The following is an 18,902-nucleotide window of genomic DNA, read 5'->3' as shown; positions in this document are numbered from 1 at the left end:
GAGGGAGGGCGGGTCCAGCTTCGGGGACGCCTCTACTTCGACCTCGCCCGTCTCATCGATGGGCGACGGTCGGTGGACCGGCTGCTCCAGACGCTCACCCGGAAGTACTCCGCGGCGGAGGTCCACTTCGCGCTGGAGCGACTCGTGGCCCTGGGCGGCCTCATCGAGGCCGAGCCGGAGGTGCCCGAGGGGCTCGCCGCGCACTGGCACGCGCTGGGGGTTTCCGCGCGCGAGGCCATGGCGACGCTGAGGAAGGCCCCCGTGGAGGTGCGGACGCTCGGCGACGTGCCCGTGCGGCTCGTGCGCGAGGCGCTCCAGGCGGAGGGCTTGCGCACCGCGCGGCGGGGCGTGGCCCTGACGCTCGTCGTGGTGGATGACTACCTCCAGGCGCCGCTGGAGGCGCTGAACCGCGAGGCCCTGCGCACGGGCACGCCGTGGGTGCTGGCGCGTCCCGGTGGCGCGGTGGCGTGGCTGGGGCCGCGCTTCGTCCCGGGGACCACCGCCTGCTGGGAGTGTCTCGCCTGGCGCCTGCGCGCCAACGTGTCCTCGCGCGAGGCCAGGAGCGGCGAGCCCGAAGGTCCCATCCGCGCCGCGGCCCACCTGCTCGCCTCCGCCCTCGCGAGGCTGCTCGTCACCGGAGATGACGGGCTCGCGGGAACGCTCGTCACGGTGGACTCCGTCCGCCTGCGCACCGAGCACCACGCGGTGGTGCGACGTCCGCAGTGCCCCGCCTGCGGCTCGCCGGGGCTCGTCGCCGCGGGACAGCGACGCCCGCCGCGACTCCAGTCGAACCCCAAGGTCTTCACCTCCGACGGCGGCCACCGCGCCCTCGGCCCCGAGGCGATGCTGGCCCGCTACCAGCACCACGTCAGCCCGATAACGGGCGTGGTGCACCTGCTGGAGCCACTGCCCGGCGTGCAGGACGAGCGCCTCCCCGTCATCAACGCCGGCCTCAACCGCGCGCGCCGTGTGACGTCGGACTCGCCCCTCCACACCGCGCGCGCCCTCAGCACCGGCAAGGGCGCCACCCTCCCTCAAGCCAGGGCCAGCGCGCTGGGCGAGGCGCTGGAGCGCTACTGCGGCGTCTTCCAGGGAGACGAGGCCCGCCGGCGCGCCACCCTCCGCGCCCTCGGCGACGTCGCGGTGGAGCCGCACCGCCTGCTCCTCTTCAGCGAGCGCCAGCACCGGGAGCGCGACGCCTGGAACGCCACCCACCCGCGCCATGAGCACGTCCCCCTGCCCTTCGACGCGTCCCTCCGCATCGACTGGACGCCCGTCTGGTCGCTGACGCACGACACCCGCCGCTACGTGCCCACCGCGTACTGCTACTACGGCTACCCGGAGGCGGACGCGCCCTTCTGCGGCGCGGACTCCAATGGCTGCGCCGCCGGCACCACCCTGGAGGAGGCCATCCTCCAGGGCTTCCTGGAGCTGGTGGAGCGCGATGCCGTCTCCCTCTGGTGGTACAACCGCGTCCGCCGTCCCCGCGTGGCGCTGGAGGGCTTCGGAGACCCATTCCTCCGGCAGCTCGTGGACGCGTACCACCACCTCGGGCGCGAGCTGCACGTCCTGGACCTCACCACGGACCTGGGCATCCCCGCCTTCGCCGCCGTCTCGCGCCGCACCCGGGGCCCGGAGCGCCTCTGCGTGGGCTTCGGCGCGCACCTGGAGGCCCGCCTCGGCGTTCAGCGCGCCATCACCGAGATGAACCAGTTCCTCCCGCTGGCCGCCCAGGAGCGCCGCGCCGGGCCGCCCGGCGACGCGCAGCTCACCCGCTGGCTGGAGGAGGCCACGCTGGAGAACCAGCCCCACCTCGCGCCCGCGGACGTCCCCGCGCTCGACGCCCGCGCGTACCCCGGCATCGCCACGAGCGACCTGCGCGACGACGTGCGCGAGTGCGTGGAGCGGGTGCGGCGGCGGGGCCTGGAGACGCTCGTGCTGGACCAGACGCGGCCCGACGTGGGCCTGCGCGTGGCGCGCGTCATCGTCCCCGGGCTGCGCCACCTGTGGCCGCGCTTCGGGCCGGGGCGGCTGTATGACGTGCCCGTGAAGCTCGGGTGGCTCTCCCGCCCCACGCCGGAAGAGCGCCTCAACCCGCTGGGGGTCTTCTTCTGATGAGCCGGGCCCTGGCCTCCCTCTCGCCCTGGCTCGTCCTCGCTCCCGGCGCGAAGCTCGTCCGGCCCCGGGGAGGGCACCTCCAGGCACGGAGCGATGAAGGCGAGGTCACCCTCGGTCCCCTGCCCCCGGCCACCGCGAGCGCCCTCCGGATGCTCCAGGGGCGCGGCGCTCCCGAGGACGCGGTGCTGGAACGCGCGGGCGCGGGAGGTCCGGAGGCGGCGGCGCACCTGCACCTGGTGCTCCGGAGCCTCGGGCGGCGGGGCCTCGTGCGCTACGCCATCCACGACCGCGCGGGCACGCTCGCCACGCTGGAGCCCCTCTCGGAGCACTTCGAGCTGGAGCCCGTGCCGCCTCGGCCGGAGCAGGCGCTGCGGCTCTCCCGCTTCGCGTACCTCCGCCAGGACCGCGGAGCGCTGGTGCTGGAGAGCTCCCGCGTCCGCGCGCGCGTCCACCTGGCCCCCGAGGCGCTGCCCCTCCTCGCGGCGCTCGCCACCCCCACTCCGGCGAGGGCCGCGGCGGGCCACGCGCGGGGGACCGGCCGCGCGGCGAGGGCACTGGTGGCCCTGCTCGCCCGGGCCCGACTGCTGGTGACGGTGGACGCGGAAGGAGCCACCGAGGAGGAGCGCCACCCCGCCCTGCGGCTGTGGGAGTTCCACGACCTGCTCTTCCATGACCGCACGCGTCGCCCCCGGCGCGGACAACTCCTGGGCGCCACCTACCGCGCGGCGGGCCAGGTCCCACCGCTCCCGGCCGTCCTCCCTTCCCGAGGCCCCGTCCTCCCGCTGCCCCGGCCGGACCTGGACGCACTCACCCGCGAGGACCCGCCCTTCGCCTCCGTGCTGGAACACCGCCGCAGCGAGCGCCGGTACGGCTCCCCGCCCCTCGACGTCGCCCAGCTCGGCGAGCTCCTCTTCCGCGCGGCCCGCGTGCGCGAGCTGCACCCCGCTGGCCCCCAGGAGCGCTCCCTGCGCCCCGCCCCTTCCGCTGGCGCCCTCCATCCGCTGGAGGTCTACGTGGCGGTGGGGGCCTGCGGCGGGCTCGAGCCCGGCCTCTACCGCTACGAGCCGCGCTCGCATGGCCTGGAGCCTCGCGCCGGGCTGACGGCCCCCGTCAGGGCGCTGCTCGCGGACGCGCGACAGGGCCGCTCACCCGTTCAGGTGCTGCTCGTGCTCGCCGCCCGCTTCCAGCGCGTGGCCTACAAGTACGAGGGCTTCGCGTACGCCTGCATCCTCAAGGACGCGGGCGTGCTGCTGCAGACGCTCACCCTGGCGGCGACGGCCATGGGCCTGGCCTCCTGCATGGTGGGCTGGGGCAACCCCGATACCTTCGAGCGCGCCGCCATCACCCCGGGGATGGAGGAGACATCCGTCGCGGAGCTGGTCATCGGCAGCGCGCCGGCACCCGGCTCACGCCCCGGGGCCCGGCGGCGGTATCCTCCTGGCGTTCGAAGGAGAGGCCAGCCATGGAACCGGTGAAGACAGGCAGCACGGGCTCGGACCGCACGGGGCCCGACACGGAGCTGCTCACGCCCGGGCAGCGCCTGGGCCGGTACGAGGTGGTGGAGCGCGTGGGCGCGGGCGGCATGGGCGTCGTCTACAAGGCCCGTGACACCGTGCGCGGCAACACCGTGGCCCTCAAGACGCTCCACCGCCTGGAGCCGGGCGCGCTGCTGCGGCTGAAGAACGAGTTCCGCTACGTCGCCAACGTCACGCACCGCAACCTCGTCTCCCTCCACGAGCTGATGGAGGCGGACGACAAGTGGTTCTTCACCATGGAGTTCATCGAGGGTGAGAGCCTCTGGTCGCTCCTGCACCGCGGCGCCCAGCAGGCGGCGAGCACCTCCGACGCGGCGCGCTCCCGGTCCGAGGACACCGTCACCGTCACCCGCGACGCGCAGGCGGTCTCGAAGCCCACCGTCACCTCCGAGCGCCCCTCCGGCAACACGCCGGCCACGAGCACCACGGACGTGACGGTGACGCAGGGGAAGCTGTCGCCAAGCGCGCCCCTCGTCGTTCCTCCGCCCGGGCCCACCCTCCGGCCCGCGCAGCCCGTGCTCCCCATCGACGAGCTGCGGCGCATCTTCGGCGAGCTGGCGCTCGGCATCTTCGCGCTGCACTCCTCGCGGAAGTTCCACTGCGACATCAAGCCCCGCAACGTCATGGTGGAGAAGACGGGGCGCGTGGTGCTGCTCGACTTCGGCCTCGCCAGCGACCGCTCGGAGCCGTCCACCGGAGAGCTGGCCGGGACGCCCGCGTACATCTCCCCGGAGCAGCTCATGGGCCAGCCCAGCTCGGAGGCCACCGACTGGTACGCCTTCGGGGTGATGCTGTACGAGGCGCTCGCGGGCGGGCAGTCCTTCCGGCGCGGCAACCTGCGCGAGCAGGTGCACCACGCGCCGCCGCCGCTGGAGCCCTCGCCGCTGGTGCCCGAGGAACTCCGGACGCTGGCCATGGACCTGGTGCAGGTGGAGCCCTCGCGTCGTCCCACGGGCCCGGAGGTGCTGCGGCGGCTGGGGCTGACGGTGAGCGCGCCGGCCGCGCCGCGCGTCAAGTCGCTCGTCGGCCGCGAAGGCCCGCTGGCGGCGCTCCTCTCCGCGTACGACGCCATGGCGGCGGGACGGACGGTGGTCGCCCACCTGCACGGCCCCTCCGGCATGGGCAAGACGGCGCTGGTGCGCAGCTTCGCCGAGGGGCTCGGCGCGAAGCGGCCGGGCAGCGTGGTGCTGAGCGGCCGGTGCTACGAGCGCGAGTCGGTGCCCTACAAGGGCTTCGACAGCCTCATCGACGCGCTCACCCGCTACCTGCGCACGCTGCCGCAGCCGGTGATGAAGACGCTGGTGCCGCAGCACCTGCCGGAGCTGCTGCGCATCTTCCCGGTGCTGCGGCAGGTGGAGTCCTTCTCGAAGGTGGCGCCCATCTCGCTGGAGGCGAGCCGCGAGCAGCAGGAGCTGCGCCTGCGAGCCTTCCGCGCGCTGAAGGAGCTGCTGGCGAAGCTGGGCAACACGGCGCCCCTGGTGCTGCACCTGGACGACCTCCAGTGGGGTGACGCGGATACCGCGCAGGCCTTGAGCGAGCTGCAGGAGGCGCCGGGCACGCCGCGCATGTTGCTGCTGTGCGGTTACCGCACCGGCGAGGGCATCGCGGCCGGGCTGCTGGAGGCCCACCGCAAGCTCGCCACGGCGCCGGGCAACGCGCTCGACCTGCGGGAGCTGGTGCTGGACCCGCTGTCGGAAACGGAAGGCCGCGAGCTGGCGGCGGCGCTGGTGGGCACGGACGCGGCGGACGCGCGCGCGGCCACGCTCGCCCGCGAGGCGCGGGGCAGCCCCTTCTTCATCGAGGCGCTGGCGCAGTACGTGCTGGAGCAGGGCGAGGCGGCGCCGCTCGCACAGGGCGGGTTGGTGACGCTGGAGCAGGTGGTGCAGGCCCGGGTGGGGAAGCTCGCGCCGGAGCCAGCGCGCCTCCTCGCGGCGGTGGCGGTGGCCGGCCAGCCGGTGCCGCGCGGGCTCGCCTTCCGGGCGGCGGCGCTGGACATGGACCCCCACACGCCGTGGACGCAGCTGCGGGCCTCGCACCTGGTCACCACGCACGGGCCCCGGGACGAGGACCTGGCGGAGTGCTACCACGACCGCATCCGGGAGACGGTGCACGCGAGCCTCGCGCCGGACGCGCTGAAGGCGAACCACCTGCGGCTGGCGGAGCTGCTGGAGGAGACGGGCAGCGCGGAGCCGGACCGGCTGGCGCGGCACTACAAGGGCGCGGGCCGGCTGGACAAGGCGGGCCCGTACGCGGCACGGGCGGCGGACCGCGCCGCGAGCGCCCTGGCCTTCGACCGCGCCGCGGCCCTGTACGCCGAGGCGCTGGAGTGCACGCCGGATGACGCGGACCTGCTGGAGAAGTGGGCGGACGCACTCGTCAACGCGGGCCGTGGCGCGGAGGCGGCGCCCCTGTACGTGAAGGCGGCGTCGCTGGTGCGCGGCAACGTGGACCGGGCCTTCGACCTGCGCCGGCGCGGCACCGAGCAGTACCTCGTCAACGGGATGCTCGACGAGGGCGCGGCCCTGCTGAAGCAGCTGTTGGCGGAGGTGAAGCTCCCCTACCCGGCCAGCCCGCCGCTGACGCTGGCGGGCATCATCTTCCACAGCATCCAGTTCGTGCTCTTCGGCAAGCGCGTGCGCAACGTCTCTCCAGGCGCGGTGCCGCCGCTGCTGCGCCGCCGGGTGAACCTGACCTGGAGCGCGGCCCGCGGCCTGGCGGTGCAGGACATGCTGCGCATGGGCTACTTCGCCGTGCGCAACGCGCTGCTGTCCGCCCAGGCCGGGGACGAGGTGCGGACCACCTATGGCCTGCTGGGGCTGACGGCGGTGACGTTCGCCCGCGGCTCGGCGGGCGACGAGAAGCGCGGCCACCGCTACCTGGAGGAGAGCACTCGCCGGGTGGAGGCCGCGAACAACCCGGCCCTCACCGGGTTCTTCAAGTACGTGCACGGCTCCATCGAGATGATGCTGGGCAACTGGCGCCGAGCGGACACGCTGCTCGCGGAGGGCATCCGGATTCTGGAGGACGAGTGCACCGGCGTCATCGCGGACCTGGACCAGACGTACTCGTGCCGCGTGTACGTGCTGCGGATGCTGGGTGAGCTGCGGGAGCTGGCGGCCATCGGCAACCGCTGGCTGCGCTTCTCGGAGCAGAACCAGAACCGGTACGCGACGGGGTGGATGCACATCCACCTGACGTCCACGCGACTGGCGGAGGACGCGCCAGCCGAGGCGCTGTCGAAGCTGGAGCCGCAGGCCAACGGGTGGAATGACAAGCGCTTCACGCCGCAGCACCTGTACGCGGTGCTGGAGAGCGCGCGGTGCGAGCTGTACCAGGACGCCCCGGCGGCGGCGTGGACCCGGCTGGGGAAGGCGTGGCCGGTGGCGGAGTCGAACTTCGTGCTGGGACACCTGTACTTCCGCATCTACGCCCTGCGGGTGCGCGCGGGGACGGCGCTGGCCATGGCCGCGTCGCGCCCGGCCGAGCGGGAGCGGTTCCTCGCCATGGCCCGGAAGGACATGGTGGAGCTGGAGAGGACGAGCCACCGGACGGATGCGCGAGTGGAAGCACGGCTCCTGCGGGCGACGGAGGCGGCGCTGGTCGGGAAGACGGCGGATGCCATCCGGCTCCTGGAGGGGGCCGAGGCCGACTACCAGCGCCTGGAGATGCCGCTGCACGCGGCTTCGCTCCGCAGGCGCCGGGGGCAGCTCACGGGTGGCGAGGCGGGAGCGCGGCTCATCACGGAGGCGGATGCCATCCTGAAGGCGGCGGGCATCCGCGACCCGGCACGCTGGGTCACCATGGAAGCGCCCGGCTTCCCGGCGAAGTGAGCCGGGGCAGGCGCAACGCGGAACGGGGCGGACATCCGCGGCCCGGAGTGCCGGGGCGCGAGGGTGCGCGTCTTCGCGGCGAAGCCGGGGCTCGGTGGAAGCACGGCGAAGCCTCTCTGCGAGCAACGGAGGCGCTGCTGCGCGGAGCGGCCCGTGCCTCCGATACGGCCCTCTCAGCCTGGGAAGGCCCTCCTGGCCAGTCCGTCATGGCGGGGTTGCTCGCGGCGGCGGACGCGGAGCTCGGGCGCGACCTCGCGCGGACCCGGGCGCGAGTGCTGCCCTCCGCGCGGCGCGACCTGGTGCTCATCCTCTCGGGCCGGCTCATGCGCGCGTGCCTGAAGATGCTCGCCCTGGAGTGGCGGAGCCACGAGGCGCTCGGGCTTCGCGGCGGATTGGACCCCGGCGTGGACACGTGGCGGGAGCGCTTCCGCGCGTACCCCGTCCTCGCGGAGCAGATGGGCGGCATCTTCCTGCGCTGGCGCACCCATGTCCGGGAGCTGCTCTCGCGGCTCGCGACAGACCGCGAGGCCCTGGGACGCGCGATGTGGCGAGGCCGCGCGCCGGGCGCCCTCGCCCATGTGGACGGCGACGCGGGAGACCTGCACGCGGGAGGCCGCGCGGTCGCGGTGCTGCGCTTCGAGGATGAACGCCGCGTCGTGTACAAGCCGAAGGACCTGCGCATCACCCGCGCGGTGCTGGACCTCTACTCGCTGCTGAACGGCGCGGGGCTCCCCCTGGGGCTCCACGTGCACACCGTGCTGTGCCGCCGGGGCCATGCCTGGGAGGAGTACGTCGCCGCGACCCCCTGCGAGACCGCCACGGGAGCGGAGCGCTTCTACCTGCGCGCGGGCATGCTCGCGCGGCTCATGCAACTCCTGGAGGCGCAGGACCTCTGGCTCGACAACCTGGTGGCGCACGGCGAGCACCCCGTCCTCGTCGACCTGGAGATGGTGCTGCAACCCCGTCCGGCGGGCCGAGCCCCCGGCACGGCGAAGCGAGCGGCGGAGGATTTCCTGTCCGAGTCCGTGGCCCCCCTGGGCCTGCTGGCCGCGCCCTTCGGCCTCGCACCGGGTCTGCCAGCGGAGGACCTGGGTGCACTGACGCCCGCGCGCGAGTTCCTCATCCCCCGTCCATGCGAGCCAGTGCGCGACGCGCTGGAGGGCCGGCACCGACCCTGCCGGGACGGCTACACGGTGGAGACGCACACCCGCCACGTGCCCTTCTTCCAGGAACAGCCAGCGCGAGCCTCGGACCACCTGGAGGCCCTGCGCGAGGGCTACCGGGCGATGCACGCCACGCTGCGCGCCAACCATGCCCGCCTTCCCCTGCGCGAGCTGGCCCGCCTGCCGGTCCGCTACGTCCACCGCGACACGTGGACGTACCACCGCATCCTGGAGGTGCTGACCGAGCCGCGCGTGCTCGCGAGCGCGAAGGTCCACGAGAAGGAACTCGGGAGCATCCTGCGTACCAGCGAGGGCCAGCCACGCGCCCGGGCCCTGAAGGCGGCGGCCCGGGAGGAACAGGCCGCCCTGCGCGCGCTGGAGATTCCGTACTTCACCTGCCACCCGGGGGACGACGCGCTCCTGGGGCCGGGAAGGCAGCCGGTCAGCGCGCGCTTCTTCGAGGGCACCGCGCTGGAGCGGCTCCGGGCGCGGATTGAAGAACTGGACGCGTTCCCGCTCGCGCGCCACGACGCCCTCCTCCGCTCCACGCTGGCCAGCGGTCGCCACGAGGCGGTGCCGCCCCCGCGTCCACTGCTTCGGTCCGGTGGAGGCGTCCCCGACTGGCTGGCCGAGGCCATCTCCATCGGGGACCTCCTGCTGCGCGAGTCGTTCACGGGAGACGGCGGGCTCGCGTGGCTTGGCCTGAGACACGAGCCTCATTACAAGCTCCGCCAGCTCGACGTGCTCGGACCGGACCTGCTCTCGGGCTCGGCGGGTGTGGCCATCGCGCTGGCGGAGCTGGCCGCGGCCAGCCGGCTCCCCCGATTCCGGGACGCGGCGCTCGCGGCGCTGGCGCCAGCGCGGGCCGCGCTCGCGAACGACAGCGACGGGCCATGGACACGCGCGCCGGATGGCACCGTCGAGGTGGGCGCGTTCCGGGGCATCGGCGCGCGGCTCTACGCCCTGCACCGCTGCGCGGCGGCGCTGGAGCTACCGGAGCTTGCCCGCGAGGCGCGAGCGCGGGCCCGGACGCTCCCCATCGAGCAACTGGCGGAGCGGGCCTCGCTCGACCTGGTGACGGGCGCGCCAGGACTGCTGCTCGCGCTGCGTGCCTGTGGCGCCACCGAGCCCGCGCGCCGGCTGGCAAAGACGCTCCAGGTGCGACTCCAGCACGAAGCCACGCCAGTCCCCCTTCACGTCGCGGGATTGCCAGACACCCTCAGCACCCTCGTGCTCTGTGGGCTCCAGGCCGCGCGGGGGGCTCCGGCGGAGTTGCCGCCGCGGACCCCGGCTGTCTCCAGCACCCGCGAGCACCGGCACATGCCGGGTCCGAGGGTTGCGGAGTTGCCGCCGCGGACCCCGGCTGTCTCCAGCGCCCGCGAGCACCGGCACATGCCGGGTCCGGGGGGTGAACGCGCGAAGGGACCACCGGACGTGACCCGTGCCCTCGCGACTCCAGGTCTCCAGCGGGAGGAAGCACCTCCGGCCGAACGGAAGCAGGCATCTTCCCCGTCGGAGACCGAGACGCCCGGTGCCCTGCTGTCATGTATCGCCCTCGCCGACGGAACGGCGCACCCCGCCCTGCCGACGAGCATCCGCCGTGTGCTTCGACGAGCGGCGACAGCCTCCACGAGCCTGGAAGCCGTGGAGCTGGCACTCACGGCCGGGCGCGAGCTGCGCGAGCCCTCACTCTTCAAGGAGGCCCTCCGCCCCGGCCGGCTGCTGGTCGCGGGACAGCGTCTCCACGGACGCTGGTTCCCGGACCGCCTCACAGCGGATGAGCACGACCTGTCCGTGCTCAGCGGGCTCCCCGCGCTGCTCCGTGCGCTCCTCGGTCTGCACCAACCCGAGACCTGGACCTCGCTCCGGCTGGTGCAACCCGCCCCCCGCGCGCCGTGACTCCCGCTCGGCGGCACGGGGCGGTGATATGACGCCCGGCGCATGCGGCCCTTCCCGCCCAGCCCGAAAGTCGGACCGCTCTCCTCCCGCACCGTCCGAGCCGAGGAAACAGAGACACGGGTGCTCGCCATCCGCGCGAAGGTCCCCATCACCCGCGTCTCGGACCTGACGCCGCTCGACTCCATCCGCCTTCCGGTGTTCACGGCCGTCACCCCGCTAGCCCGGGACCTGACCACGCACCTGGGCAAGGGCGTGGACGCGGCGAGCGCCCGGGTGAGCGCCATGATGGAGGCGGTGGAGCGCGTCTCGGCGGAGCAGGCCCCCAAGGGCTCCACGCGGAGCGGCAGCTTCACCCGGCTCTCCCGCGCGAGGTCCGCGAGGCCCATCGACCCGGTGACGCTCCACCTCCCCCCGGACACCCGCTACACGCCCGACGAGACCTTCACCTGGGTCGAGAGCCATGACCTCGTCTCCGGCGACCGCGTGCTGATGGCGGCGGACCTCGCGCTCAACCCGCCCTCCGAGGGCCTCCTGCGCGACGTGGACACGAACGGCCTCGCCTCCGGCAACACCCTGCTCGAAGCCATCGTGCACGGGCTGTGCGAGGTCATCGAGCGGGACGTCCAGAGCCAGCTCGACTTCACGACCTCGTTCGGCGACACCGGGACGCCACTGCCACCGCTGGCGAACGTCAACCCCGCGAGCCTCCCCACCGAGGCCCGCGCATGGCTGGGCCGACTGCGAGACGTCGGGCTCGACGCCTGGGTGCAGGACGCGACCGGAGACCTCGGGGTCGCCACCTTCCGGACGTGGCTCGCGGACTACGACTATCCGACGCCCGCCGGCCCCGTGCCCATGCACTTCACCGGCTGGGGCACGGCGCCGCATGCCACCGCCGCGCTGCTGCGCTCCATCACCGAGGCCGTGCAGGCGCGGCTCGGGTTCATCCAGGGCGCGCGGGACTCCTTCAACGTCCGGTGGGAAAGCTCCCACGCCACGAGCCGGACCCACCGGCTCCGGGAACGCGACCCCACCCGCGTGTCCCTCTTCCCGAGCACGCCCTCGTTCGAGTCCGAGGACCTGCGCGAGGACCTGGAGTTCCTCCTGCGCCAGCTCCGGGCCGCGGGCTTCGAGCAGGTCATCGTGACGGACCTGACCCGGAAGGACCTGGGGATTCCCGTGGTCCGGGTCCGCGTCCCGGGGCTCTCGTGCTTCACCGTCAACCAGCGCCGCGTGGACTGGCGGTGCCTGCGCCATCTGCTGTGAGGACCCGCGCCATGCCCGCGCCCATCGTCCATCTCGGTCCCAGCCTGTCCCGCCGCGAGGCGGAGTCCCTGCTGCCGGGCGCCGACTTCCGCCCGCCGGTCCGTCGAGGCGACCTCTACCGGGCGCGCGAACAGGGAGGCGAGGTCTTCCTCGTCATCGACGGCGTCTTCATGCAGGAGCACGCCATCTCCCCGCGAGAGGTCGTCGACGTGCTGCGGGACGGGGCACGCATCATCGGAGCCTCCAGCATGGGAGCCCTGCGCGCCGCCGAGTGCTGGCCCGCGGGCATGCACGGGGTCGGCGCCATCTACCGGCTGTTCCGCCGGGGACGGCTGACCTCCGATGACGAGGTCGCCGTCATGTTCGACCCGGAGGGCGAGCGCCCCGCCTCCCTCGCGCTGGTGAACGTGCGCCATGCCGTGGCCCGCGCGCTGCGCCAGGGCCACCTCACGCGCCCGGAAGCGGAGCGGCTCGTGCGCGTGGCGGAGGAGACCTTCTACGCGGAGCGGAGCTGGCGGACCCTCGTGAAGAAGGCCGGACTCGCGGACGCGAGCCGGCTGGAGGAACGGCTCTCCGGCTGGGACCTCAAGGCGGACGATGCGCGGCGAGCCCTGCGCTACCTCGCGCGACAGCTCGCGAGCCCGCCCCACCGCGCGCGCGGCTCGCATGCGAAGCCCGCGAAGTACGAGCGTCCCGAGGAGCCCCCACGGAAGCCCTCGAACGCGCGCGGCTCACGCCCCGGACGCACGAAGCCAGGACGCCTCACGGCGCAGCCCCCACGCGAGCGGAGCCCGGATGCGCTGGCCGGACTGAAGCCCACGGATGTCCGGCGGGCCCTCGCGCGATGGCACCTGGTGAGCGGGCGCTACACGCGGCATGCGCTCGCCATCGCGGCGGCAAGCCCCGAGCTATCGCTCCCCGAGCGGCTCCGGGAAAACGAGCTGGCGGCCCTGGTCCTCTCGGCTCCACTGCGGGACCGGACGGTACGGAGCAGGACGGCACGACTCGCCGCCTCGAAGAGGGAGCAGGAGGGAGTGCGGTCCCTGCTCGCGCTGCGGCTCGCGCTGGCCGAGCTGTGGGCCCTGTTCACCGCGCACGAGGCCCTTTTCGCGGACCGGCTGTGGCAGCAGCTTCACCTCTCGCATGAACTCGACGCGGAGGTCTTCCGCTGGCGCGCGATTCACGAAGCAGCCTCGCGGGCGCGAGCCTCCGGCCTCGTGGCGAGTCCCCGCGACTGGCACTTCGCCCGCGAGGAGGTGGCCCATGCCCACGGCTTCGATACGTGGGGAGAGCTGGAGCACGCCGCGCGGGCCCGGCCCGGGTGGCCGTCCTTCCTCGCCTATGTCGAGACCCGCGCCCTCTCCCGGCGGATGCGGGAAGCGCTTTAGCCGTCCCACTCGCGGCCGTACGCTCGGCCGCCCACTCAGCCAGGAAAGGACCCTTCCATGAAGCCCCAGTCCGCACGTCCCGTGGAGAAGAGCGGCACCTTCACCCTCGGAGGTGACCTCACCTTCCACCGGCTCGGCTACGGCGCCATGCAGCTCACCGGCCCTGGCATCTGGGGTCCGCCGAAGGACCCCGCCGAGGCGGTGCGCGTGCTGCGCCGCTCGGTGGAGCTGGGCGTGAACTTCATCGATACAGCCGACTCCTACGGACCCCACATCAGCGAGGAGCTCATCGCCGAGGCCCTGCACCCCTACCCCAAGGGCCTGCTCATCGCGACCAAGGGCGGCCTCGCGCGCACCGGCCCCAACCAGTGGCACCCGGTGGCCCGGCCCAAGTACCTCCGCCAGCAGGTGGAGCTGTCCCTGCGGCGGCTCAAGCTGGAGCGCATCGACCTGTACCAACTCCACCGCATCGACCCGCAGACGCCGGTCGAGGAGTCACTCGGCGAACTGAAGGCGATGCAGGCCGAGGGCAAGATTCGCCACATCGGCCTGTCCGAGGTCTCCGTGGCCGACATCGAGCGGTGCCGCCGCGTGGTGCAGGTGGTGAGCGTGCAGAACCGCTACAACCTCGTGGACCGCGTGCACGCGGAGGTGCTCGCGTACTGCGAGCGGGAGCGGCTCGGCTTCATCCCGTGGTTCCCGCTGGCGACCGGCACCCTGGCGAGGCCGGGGACCGCGCTCGACGCGGTGGCGAAGAAGACGGGGGCCGGGCCCGCGCAGGTGGCGCTGGCGTGGCTGCTCGCGCGCTCGCCGGTGATGCTGCCCATTCCGGGCACGTCCTCGGTCAAACACCTGGAGGAGAATCTCGCGGCCGCGGAGCTACAGCTCTCCCAGAATGACGTGGCCGAGCTCGATGCCCAGGGCGCGGCGAACCAGGGTTCCTGAGCACGCCCCCCTCGCACGCTGGAGAGGTGTCCCCGACATGACGACCACGATGCTTGCCGGACGGCTGAACCTGCGCACCCGGGCCTTCGCCGTCGAGCGGGTGCCGGTGCCGGACCCCGGCCCGGGACAGGTGCGAATCAAGGTGATGGCCGCCGGCATCTGCCTGTCCGACGTGCACCTCATCGAAGGCAGCCTCAACCCGCTGTTCAACCCGTCGGAGAAGGTCACCCTCGGCCACGAGGTCTCCGGTGTCATCGACGCCATCGGCCCCGGCGTGCCACCCGTGTGGAAGACGGGCCAGCGCGTGCTGCTCCAGGCGGGTGAGCGGTGCGGGGTGTGCCCCGGGTGCGTTCGGGGCGCGGCCTGCCTCCAGGTGCGCACGCGCGGCGTGGACTACGACGGCGGCTGGGCCGAGTACGCGCTCGCCACGCACTACACCCTGGTGCCCATTCCGGACGACCTGCCCTTCGAGCAGGCCGCCATCATCCCGGACGCGGTCTCCACGCCGTGGGCGGCCATTGTCGCCACCGGGCAGGCGCGGCCCGCGTACCCCGCTGGCGTGTGGGGCGTGGGCGGGCTGGGCGCGCATGCCGTCCAGTTGCTGCGGGCCATCGGTGCCGCGCCCATCATCGCCATCGACCCGCTGGAGCCGGCGCGCACCCGGGCCCTGGAGTTCGGCGCGGACCTGGCGCTGGACGCGATGGCGCCGGACGTGAGGGAGCGCATCAAGGCGATAACCGGTGGGCGCATGCTCGACGTGGCCTTCGACATGGCGGGCGTGGCGCCGGTGCGCGAGCAGGCGCTGCGCTGCCTCGGGCCGGGTGGGCGCCTGGTGCTGGTGGGGCTCACGCCGGCACCGCTGACCATTGGCGACAGCATCGGCTTCAGCTACCGGCAGCAGAAGCTGCTGGGCCACTACGGCTCCGAGCCCGAGCACGTCGAGCAGCTCGTCAACCTCGCGCGCGGGCACCGGCTCGACTTCGCGCGGTCCATCAGCGGGCTCGTGCCGCTCGCGGACGCCGCCGATGGCGTGGAGCGCCTGCGCCAGAAGCACGGCAACCCCATCCGGCTCATCCTCAAGCCCTGAAGCCGGGGCTCACCTTCTCAGACGCCGGCTCCCGGGGAGTCCACACTCGGGAGCCCCAGCTGCCGCTCGGCCTCGCGCATCTTCTCCTCGCGCGCGGGGTCCTGCTCGGCGGAACCTCCGGCACCGGCGTTCGTGCCCACGTCCTCCGCGAGCCCGCTCCCACGCCAGCTCTCCATCGGCCCGGCATTCAGCGTGTCCGCGGGGCCACCGGTCCCCAGGCTCCGCCGGGTGCCCGTGCCAGCCGGCGCGGCATACGTCTTCACCAGGGCCTGTAGGTCGATGGCCGCCATGCCCAGTGCCGCGAGCGTGCTGGCGAGCTGCCACCGGAAGTCCCTCGTCCTGCGCTGGAGCGCCGAGCCGAGGAAGGCGACGTCAATGACGTCCCCGACGCTCCGGGCCCAGAGCCAGCGCCGCCTGTCCGCCCCGGTCAACAGCCCCAGGCTGGTGGCGAGCTTCGCGCCGGCACAGGCGAAGCTGAGCGCCCCGAATCGGGGGCTCAAGCCCAGCATCCGGCGCGCCGTCCTGGGGAAGGCGAGCTCCGTCAGCCCCAAGCCGACCTTGAGCCACGCGACTCCGCGCGGCAGACGAGACACATCCATGAGGAAAGCCATGTCTCGACACTGGGGGCGCCTGCCCGCGACGCCAACCCGGCGGGCGGTCGCCGCGAGACGGGCGCTCGCCTGGTCGGGAATCGCCGAAGCGACCGCCTCTCATTCCACAGGCGGCGCCTCGCGGCGGAAGCTCGGCGGGCCGCTCCTCACGGTAAAGCAGCGGTATGCATGGACACGGCCTGGACGCGGAAGGCGCGTGGGCCGCGTCACGTACGACGCGCTGCCAGAAAGACACTGAAGGGATTCGTCTGCTCGCCGGGGCGCCCGAGTGCGGGGGCCATTGCAGCTCGTCGCTCTTACCGTCCGGAAGGACGGCAGTGGGCACGCGGCGGGACTCTCCGGGAGAGGCCACGCTGCTTCGCGCTCTCGGTCGCCCGAGGATTGCTACCTTAGGACCCTATAGTTGGGAGGCGTGTCAGACCCGTGCGGCCGGGCACCCCGGCGAGCAGACGAATCAACCAACGCGCATTCAGAAGAGCATGGCCCTCCTGACGCGCGCGGGCCGCGACACCTGACAACGCCCCTACCGGCGCTCGCTGTCGAGGTGGTTCATCTGCTCCTTCCCGTAACGCTCACCGGAGATGGTGACGAGCTTCTCGAGCGCCGCGACGTCCTCCTTCGCCAGCGGCCGCGCCAGGGCGCCGAGCGCATCCTCCAGCTGCGCCACCGTCTTCGCGCCGATGACAGGGACGAACTTCGGCTGGCGCGCGAGCACCCAGGCGATGGCGAGCTGGCCCGGCGTGAGCTGGCGCTCGTGGGCGAATCGCTGGAAGGCGCTCACGACGTCCTCGTTCTTCGCGCCGTTCTCGCCGGTGAAGCGGGGCAGGTACGCGCGGAAGTCGCCCGGTCCCTTCGGCTTGCTGCCGGTCAGCAGGCCCCGTGAGAAGACGCCGTACAGCGTCGCGCTGATGCCCAGCTCGTGGAGCGTGGGGAAGATGTTCCCCTCGGGCCCCCGGCTCGCGACGGAGTATTCAATCTGCAGGTCGGCGATGGGGTGCACGCGGTGCGCGCGGCGGAGGGTCTCCGCGCCCACCTCGGAGAGGCCGATGTGGCGCACATAGCCCTGCTTCACGAGGTCGGCGATGGCACCGATGGTCTCCTCGATGGGGACGGCGGGGTCGAGCCGCGCGGGCCGGTAGATGTCGATGTACTCCACGCCCAGCCGCTTCAGGCTGTAGGTCGCGAAGTTCTTCACCGCGACGGGGCGCGTGTCGTAGCCGCTCCAGCTCCCGTCCGGCCCCCGGAGCGCGCCGAACTTCACGGAGAGCTGGACCTTCTCCCGGCGCCCGGCGATGGCGCGGCCCACGAGCATCTCGTTATGGCCACTCCCATAGAAGTCTCCGGTGTCGATCAACGTGACGCCACGGTCGATGGCGGTCTGGATGGTGCGGATGCTCTCGGCGTCATCGGTGGCGCCGTACATGCCCGACATGCCCATGCACCCCAGGCCGAGCGGGAATACTTCCGGACCCGTGGAGCCCAGCTTCACCGTGCGCTGCGCCTGCTTCGCTTCGTTCGTGCTCATCGTGCGTCCCTCCGTTGCACGCATAAGTTCATGCCGGGACACCCTGAAATCCATTGAATAGGATGCATCTCACGCATGAATGACATCTATGGGAGGAACCTCGACCTCAACCTGCTCCGCGTCTTCATCGTGGTGGCGGAGACGGGCAGTGTCACGGGCGCGGCGAGCCGCCTGTACCTCACGCAGCCGGCGGTGAGCGCGGCGCTGCGCCGCTTGACGTCAGCCGTGGGCGCACCGCTCTTCGCGCGCGCCGGAAGGGGGCTCGTGCTGACGGCGCGTGGGCAGCGCCTGCTCGCCACCGCGCGGCCGCACCTGGGAGCGCTCGTCGAGGCGGCTCTCTCCCCCGCCACGTTCGACCCGGCGACGAGCGAGCGGACCCTCCGGCTCGGGCTCTCGGATGTGAACGAGAGCCTGCTGCTCCCGCCGCTCCTCCGGGTGCTGTCCGAGCAGGCGCCACGCATGAAGCTCATCGTGGTGCCGGTGCAGTTCCGCACCGTCGTGGAGGCGCTGACCTCCTCGGCGGTGGACCTGGCGGTGACGGTGGCCGACGAGCTCCCGGCGGGCACGCGGCGGCTCCCGCTGTTCACCGGGGGCTTCGTCTGTCTCCACGACCCGAGGCACGCGAGGGTGGGCAAGCGCCTGACGCTGGAGCGCTACCTGGAGCACGAGCACGTCATCGTCTCGTACAACGGGGACCTGCGAGGCATCGTCGAGGACATGCACGGGGTGCGGCGGCGGGTGCGCGTCTCCGTGCCGACGTTCCAGAGCATCGGCGCCATCGTGGATGGCAGCAGCCTGCTGGCCACGGTGCCCCTGCTCGTTGCTCGGGAGGTGACGGCACTGCGGCCCCACCTGAAGACGACGCCGGTGCCGCTCCCCCTGGGCAGCGCGCCCATGGAGTTGCTGTGGCGCAGCGCGGTCGAGGACGACGAGGCCATCCGCTTCCTCCGCGAGAAGGTGGTCGACGTGGCGAAGCGCTTCTAGGGGTCAGTCCCCTCGCGTGACGGCGCGCGCGGCCTCGGCGAACAGCGCGTCTGGAAGCATCCTGCCGATGAACCACGCCTCCGGGAAGGCCCACTCCGCTGAGGCCGCTATGAGCGCGCGCTGAACGTCGCGTACGGCACGGCCTCCGGTGTCCGCCTCGCGCTCCAGCTCCCGCGCAGCAGGGGCGCGAGGAGCAGCAGGCTCGCCGCCGTCATGAGGATGCCCGACTCGCCCAGCCAGATGCTCTGGGACGGCTTCGTGGCCGACGCGAGCGACGAGAGCGCCTCGTTCCACACGCCATGCAGCACGATGGGCGGCCACATGCTGCCGGACTCCAGGCGCAGGCGCATCATGGCCACGCCCAGCGCGATGGTCAGCACGACGAAGAGCGACTCCGTCACCAGATGCTCCAGCCCCAGGGGCCCGCGGATGCGAAGCAGGAGCGGCAGGTGCCACAGGCCCCAGATGAGGCCGCTGAGCGCCTGCGCCCACGGCACGCCCGCGTCGAGCAGGCGAGGCGCGAGATAGCCGCGCCACCCCAGCTCCTCCCC

At 73.2% G+C, this 18,902-nt stretch carries 12 protein-coding genes; 9 read left to right on the top strand and 3 right to left on the bottom strand.

From position 1 onward, the window contains the following. The 8 genes from HG543_RS37615 to HG543_RS37580 all read left to right on the top strand — a co-directional run. On the top strand, positions 1-2,115 hold a 2,115-nt coding region (locus HG543_RS37615; protein WP_169349752.1), incomplete at its 5' end, for a TOMM precursor leader peptide-binding protein. Beyond that, positions 2,115-3,593 carry a SagB family peptide dehydrogenase gene (locus HG543_RS37610; RefSeq protein ID WP_169349751.1) on the top strand — a complete coding sequence of 493 codons (1,479 nt, stop codon included), beginning with the start codon at positions 2,115-2,117 and terminating at the stop codon, positions 3,591-3,593. The genes HG543_RS37615 and HG543_RS37610, both read left to right, overlap by 1 nt. Continuing rightward, positions 3,581-7,483 carry a serine/threonine-protein kinase gene (locus tag HG543_RS37605; RefSeq protein ID WP_169349750.1) on the top strand — a complete coding sequence of 1,301 codons (3,903 nt, stop codon included), beginning with the start codon at positions 3,581-3,583 and terminating at the stop codon, positions 7,481-7,483. The genes HG543_RS37610 and HG543_RS37605 overlap by 13 nt, the downstream gene beginning before the upstream one ends. A gap of 206 nt (positions 7,484-7,689) precedes the next feature. Continuing rightward, complete coding sequence (gene lanM / locus HG543_RS37600; RefSeq protein WP_169349749.1) at positions 7,690-10,545, top strand: type 2 lanthipeptide synthetase LanM; 2,856 nt, start codon at positions 7,690-7,692, stop codon at positions 10,543-10,545. A gap of 42 nt (positions 10,546-10,587) precedes the next feature. Beyond that, the gene (locus tag HG543_RS37595; protein WP_246357570.1) at positions 10,588-11,811 is read left to right on the top strand and encodes a YcaO-like family protein; all 1,224 of its coding nucleotides are present in this window, start codon (positions 10,588-10,590) and stop codon (positions 11,809-11,811) included. A gap of 11 nt (positions 11,812-11,822) precedes the next feature. Continuing rightward, positions 11,823-13,199, top strand: coding sequence for a TfuA-like protein (locus tag HG543_RS37590; RefSeq protein WP_169349747.1), 1,377 nt, complete (start codon positions 11,823-11,825; stop codon positions 13,197-13,199). Positions 13,200-13,256: 57 nt separating this feature from the next. Then, entirely contained in the window at positions 13,257-14,144 is an 888-nt protein-coding gene (locus HG543_RS37585) for an aldo/keto reductase (RefSeq protein WP_169349746.1), read from the top strand. A 37-nt stretch (positions 14,145-14,181) separates the two neighbouring features. Further along, positions 14,182-15,231, top strand: coding sequence for a zinc-binding dehydrogenase (locus HG543_RS37580; protein ID WP_169349745.1), 1,050 nt, complete (start codon positions 14,182-14,184; stop codon positions 15,229-15,231). 17 nt (positions 15,232-15,248) lie between these two features. Here HG543_RS37580 and HG543_RS37575 read toward each other — a convergent pair whose 3' ends face one another. Together HG543_RS37575 and HG543_RS37570 are read right to left on the bottom strand one after the other, a co-directional pair. Beyond that, a complete protein-coding gene (locus HG543_RS37575) occupies positions 15,249-15,830 on the bottom strand; it encodes a hypothetical protein (protein WP_169349744.1) in 582 nt (193 codons plus the stop codon). Between the two features lie 535 nt (positions 15,831-16,365). Further along, complete coding sequence (locus HG543_RS37570) at positions 16,366-17,367, bottom strand: aldo/keto reductase (RefSeq protein ID WP_169349743.1); 1,002 nt, start codon at positions 17,365-17,367, stop codon at positions 16,366-16,368. A gap of 75 nt (positions 17,368-17,442) precedes the next feature. On the opposite strand from HG543_RS37570, the gene HG543_RS37565 reads away from it, so the two are divergent. Continuing rightward, positions 17,443-18,351, top strand: a complete 909-nt coding sequence (locus tag HG543_RS37565; RefSeq protein ID WP_169349742.1) for a LysR family transcriptional regulator — start codon at positions 17,443-17,445, stop codon at positions 18,349-18,351. A gap of 107 nt (positions 18,352-18,458) precedes the next feature. Here the strand turns inward: HG543_RS37565 and HG543_RS37560 are convergent. Further along, positions 18,459-18,902: CPBP family intramembrane glutamic endopeptidase (locus HG543_RS37560; RefSeq protein WP_169349741.1), on the bottom strand; the 444-nt coding region annotated here is incomplete at its 5' end.

Origin of the sequence: Pyxidicoccus fallax (assembly GCF_012933655.1) — a bacterium.
GTDB classification, from domain to species: Bacteria; Myxococcota; Myxococcia; order Myxococcales; family Myxococcaceae; genus Myxococcus; species Myxococcus fallax.
Note: the sequence above shows the minus strand (reverse complement) of the source record. Positions and strands in the feature narration are given on the sequence as shown.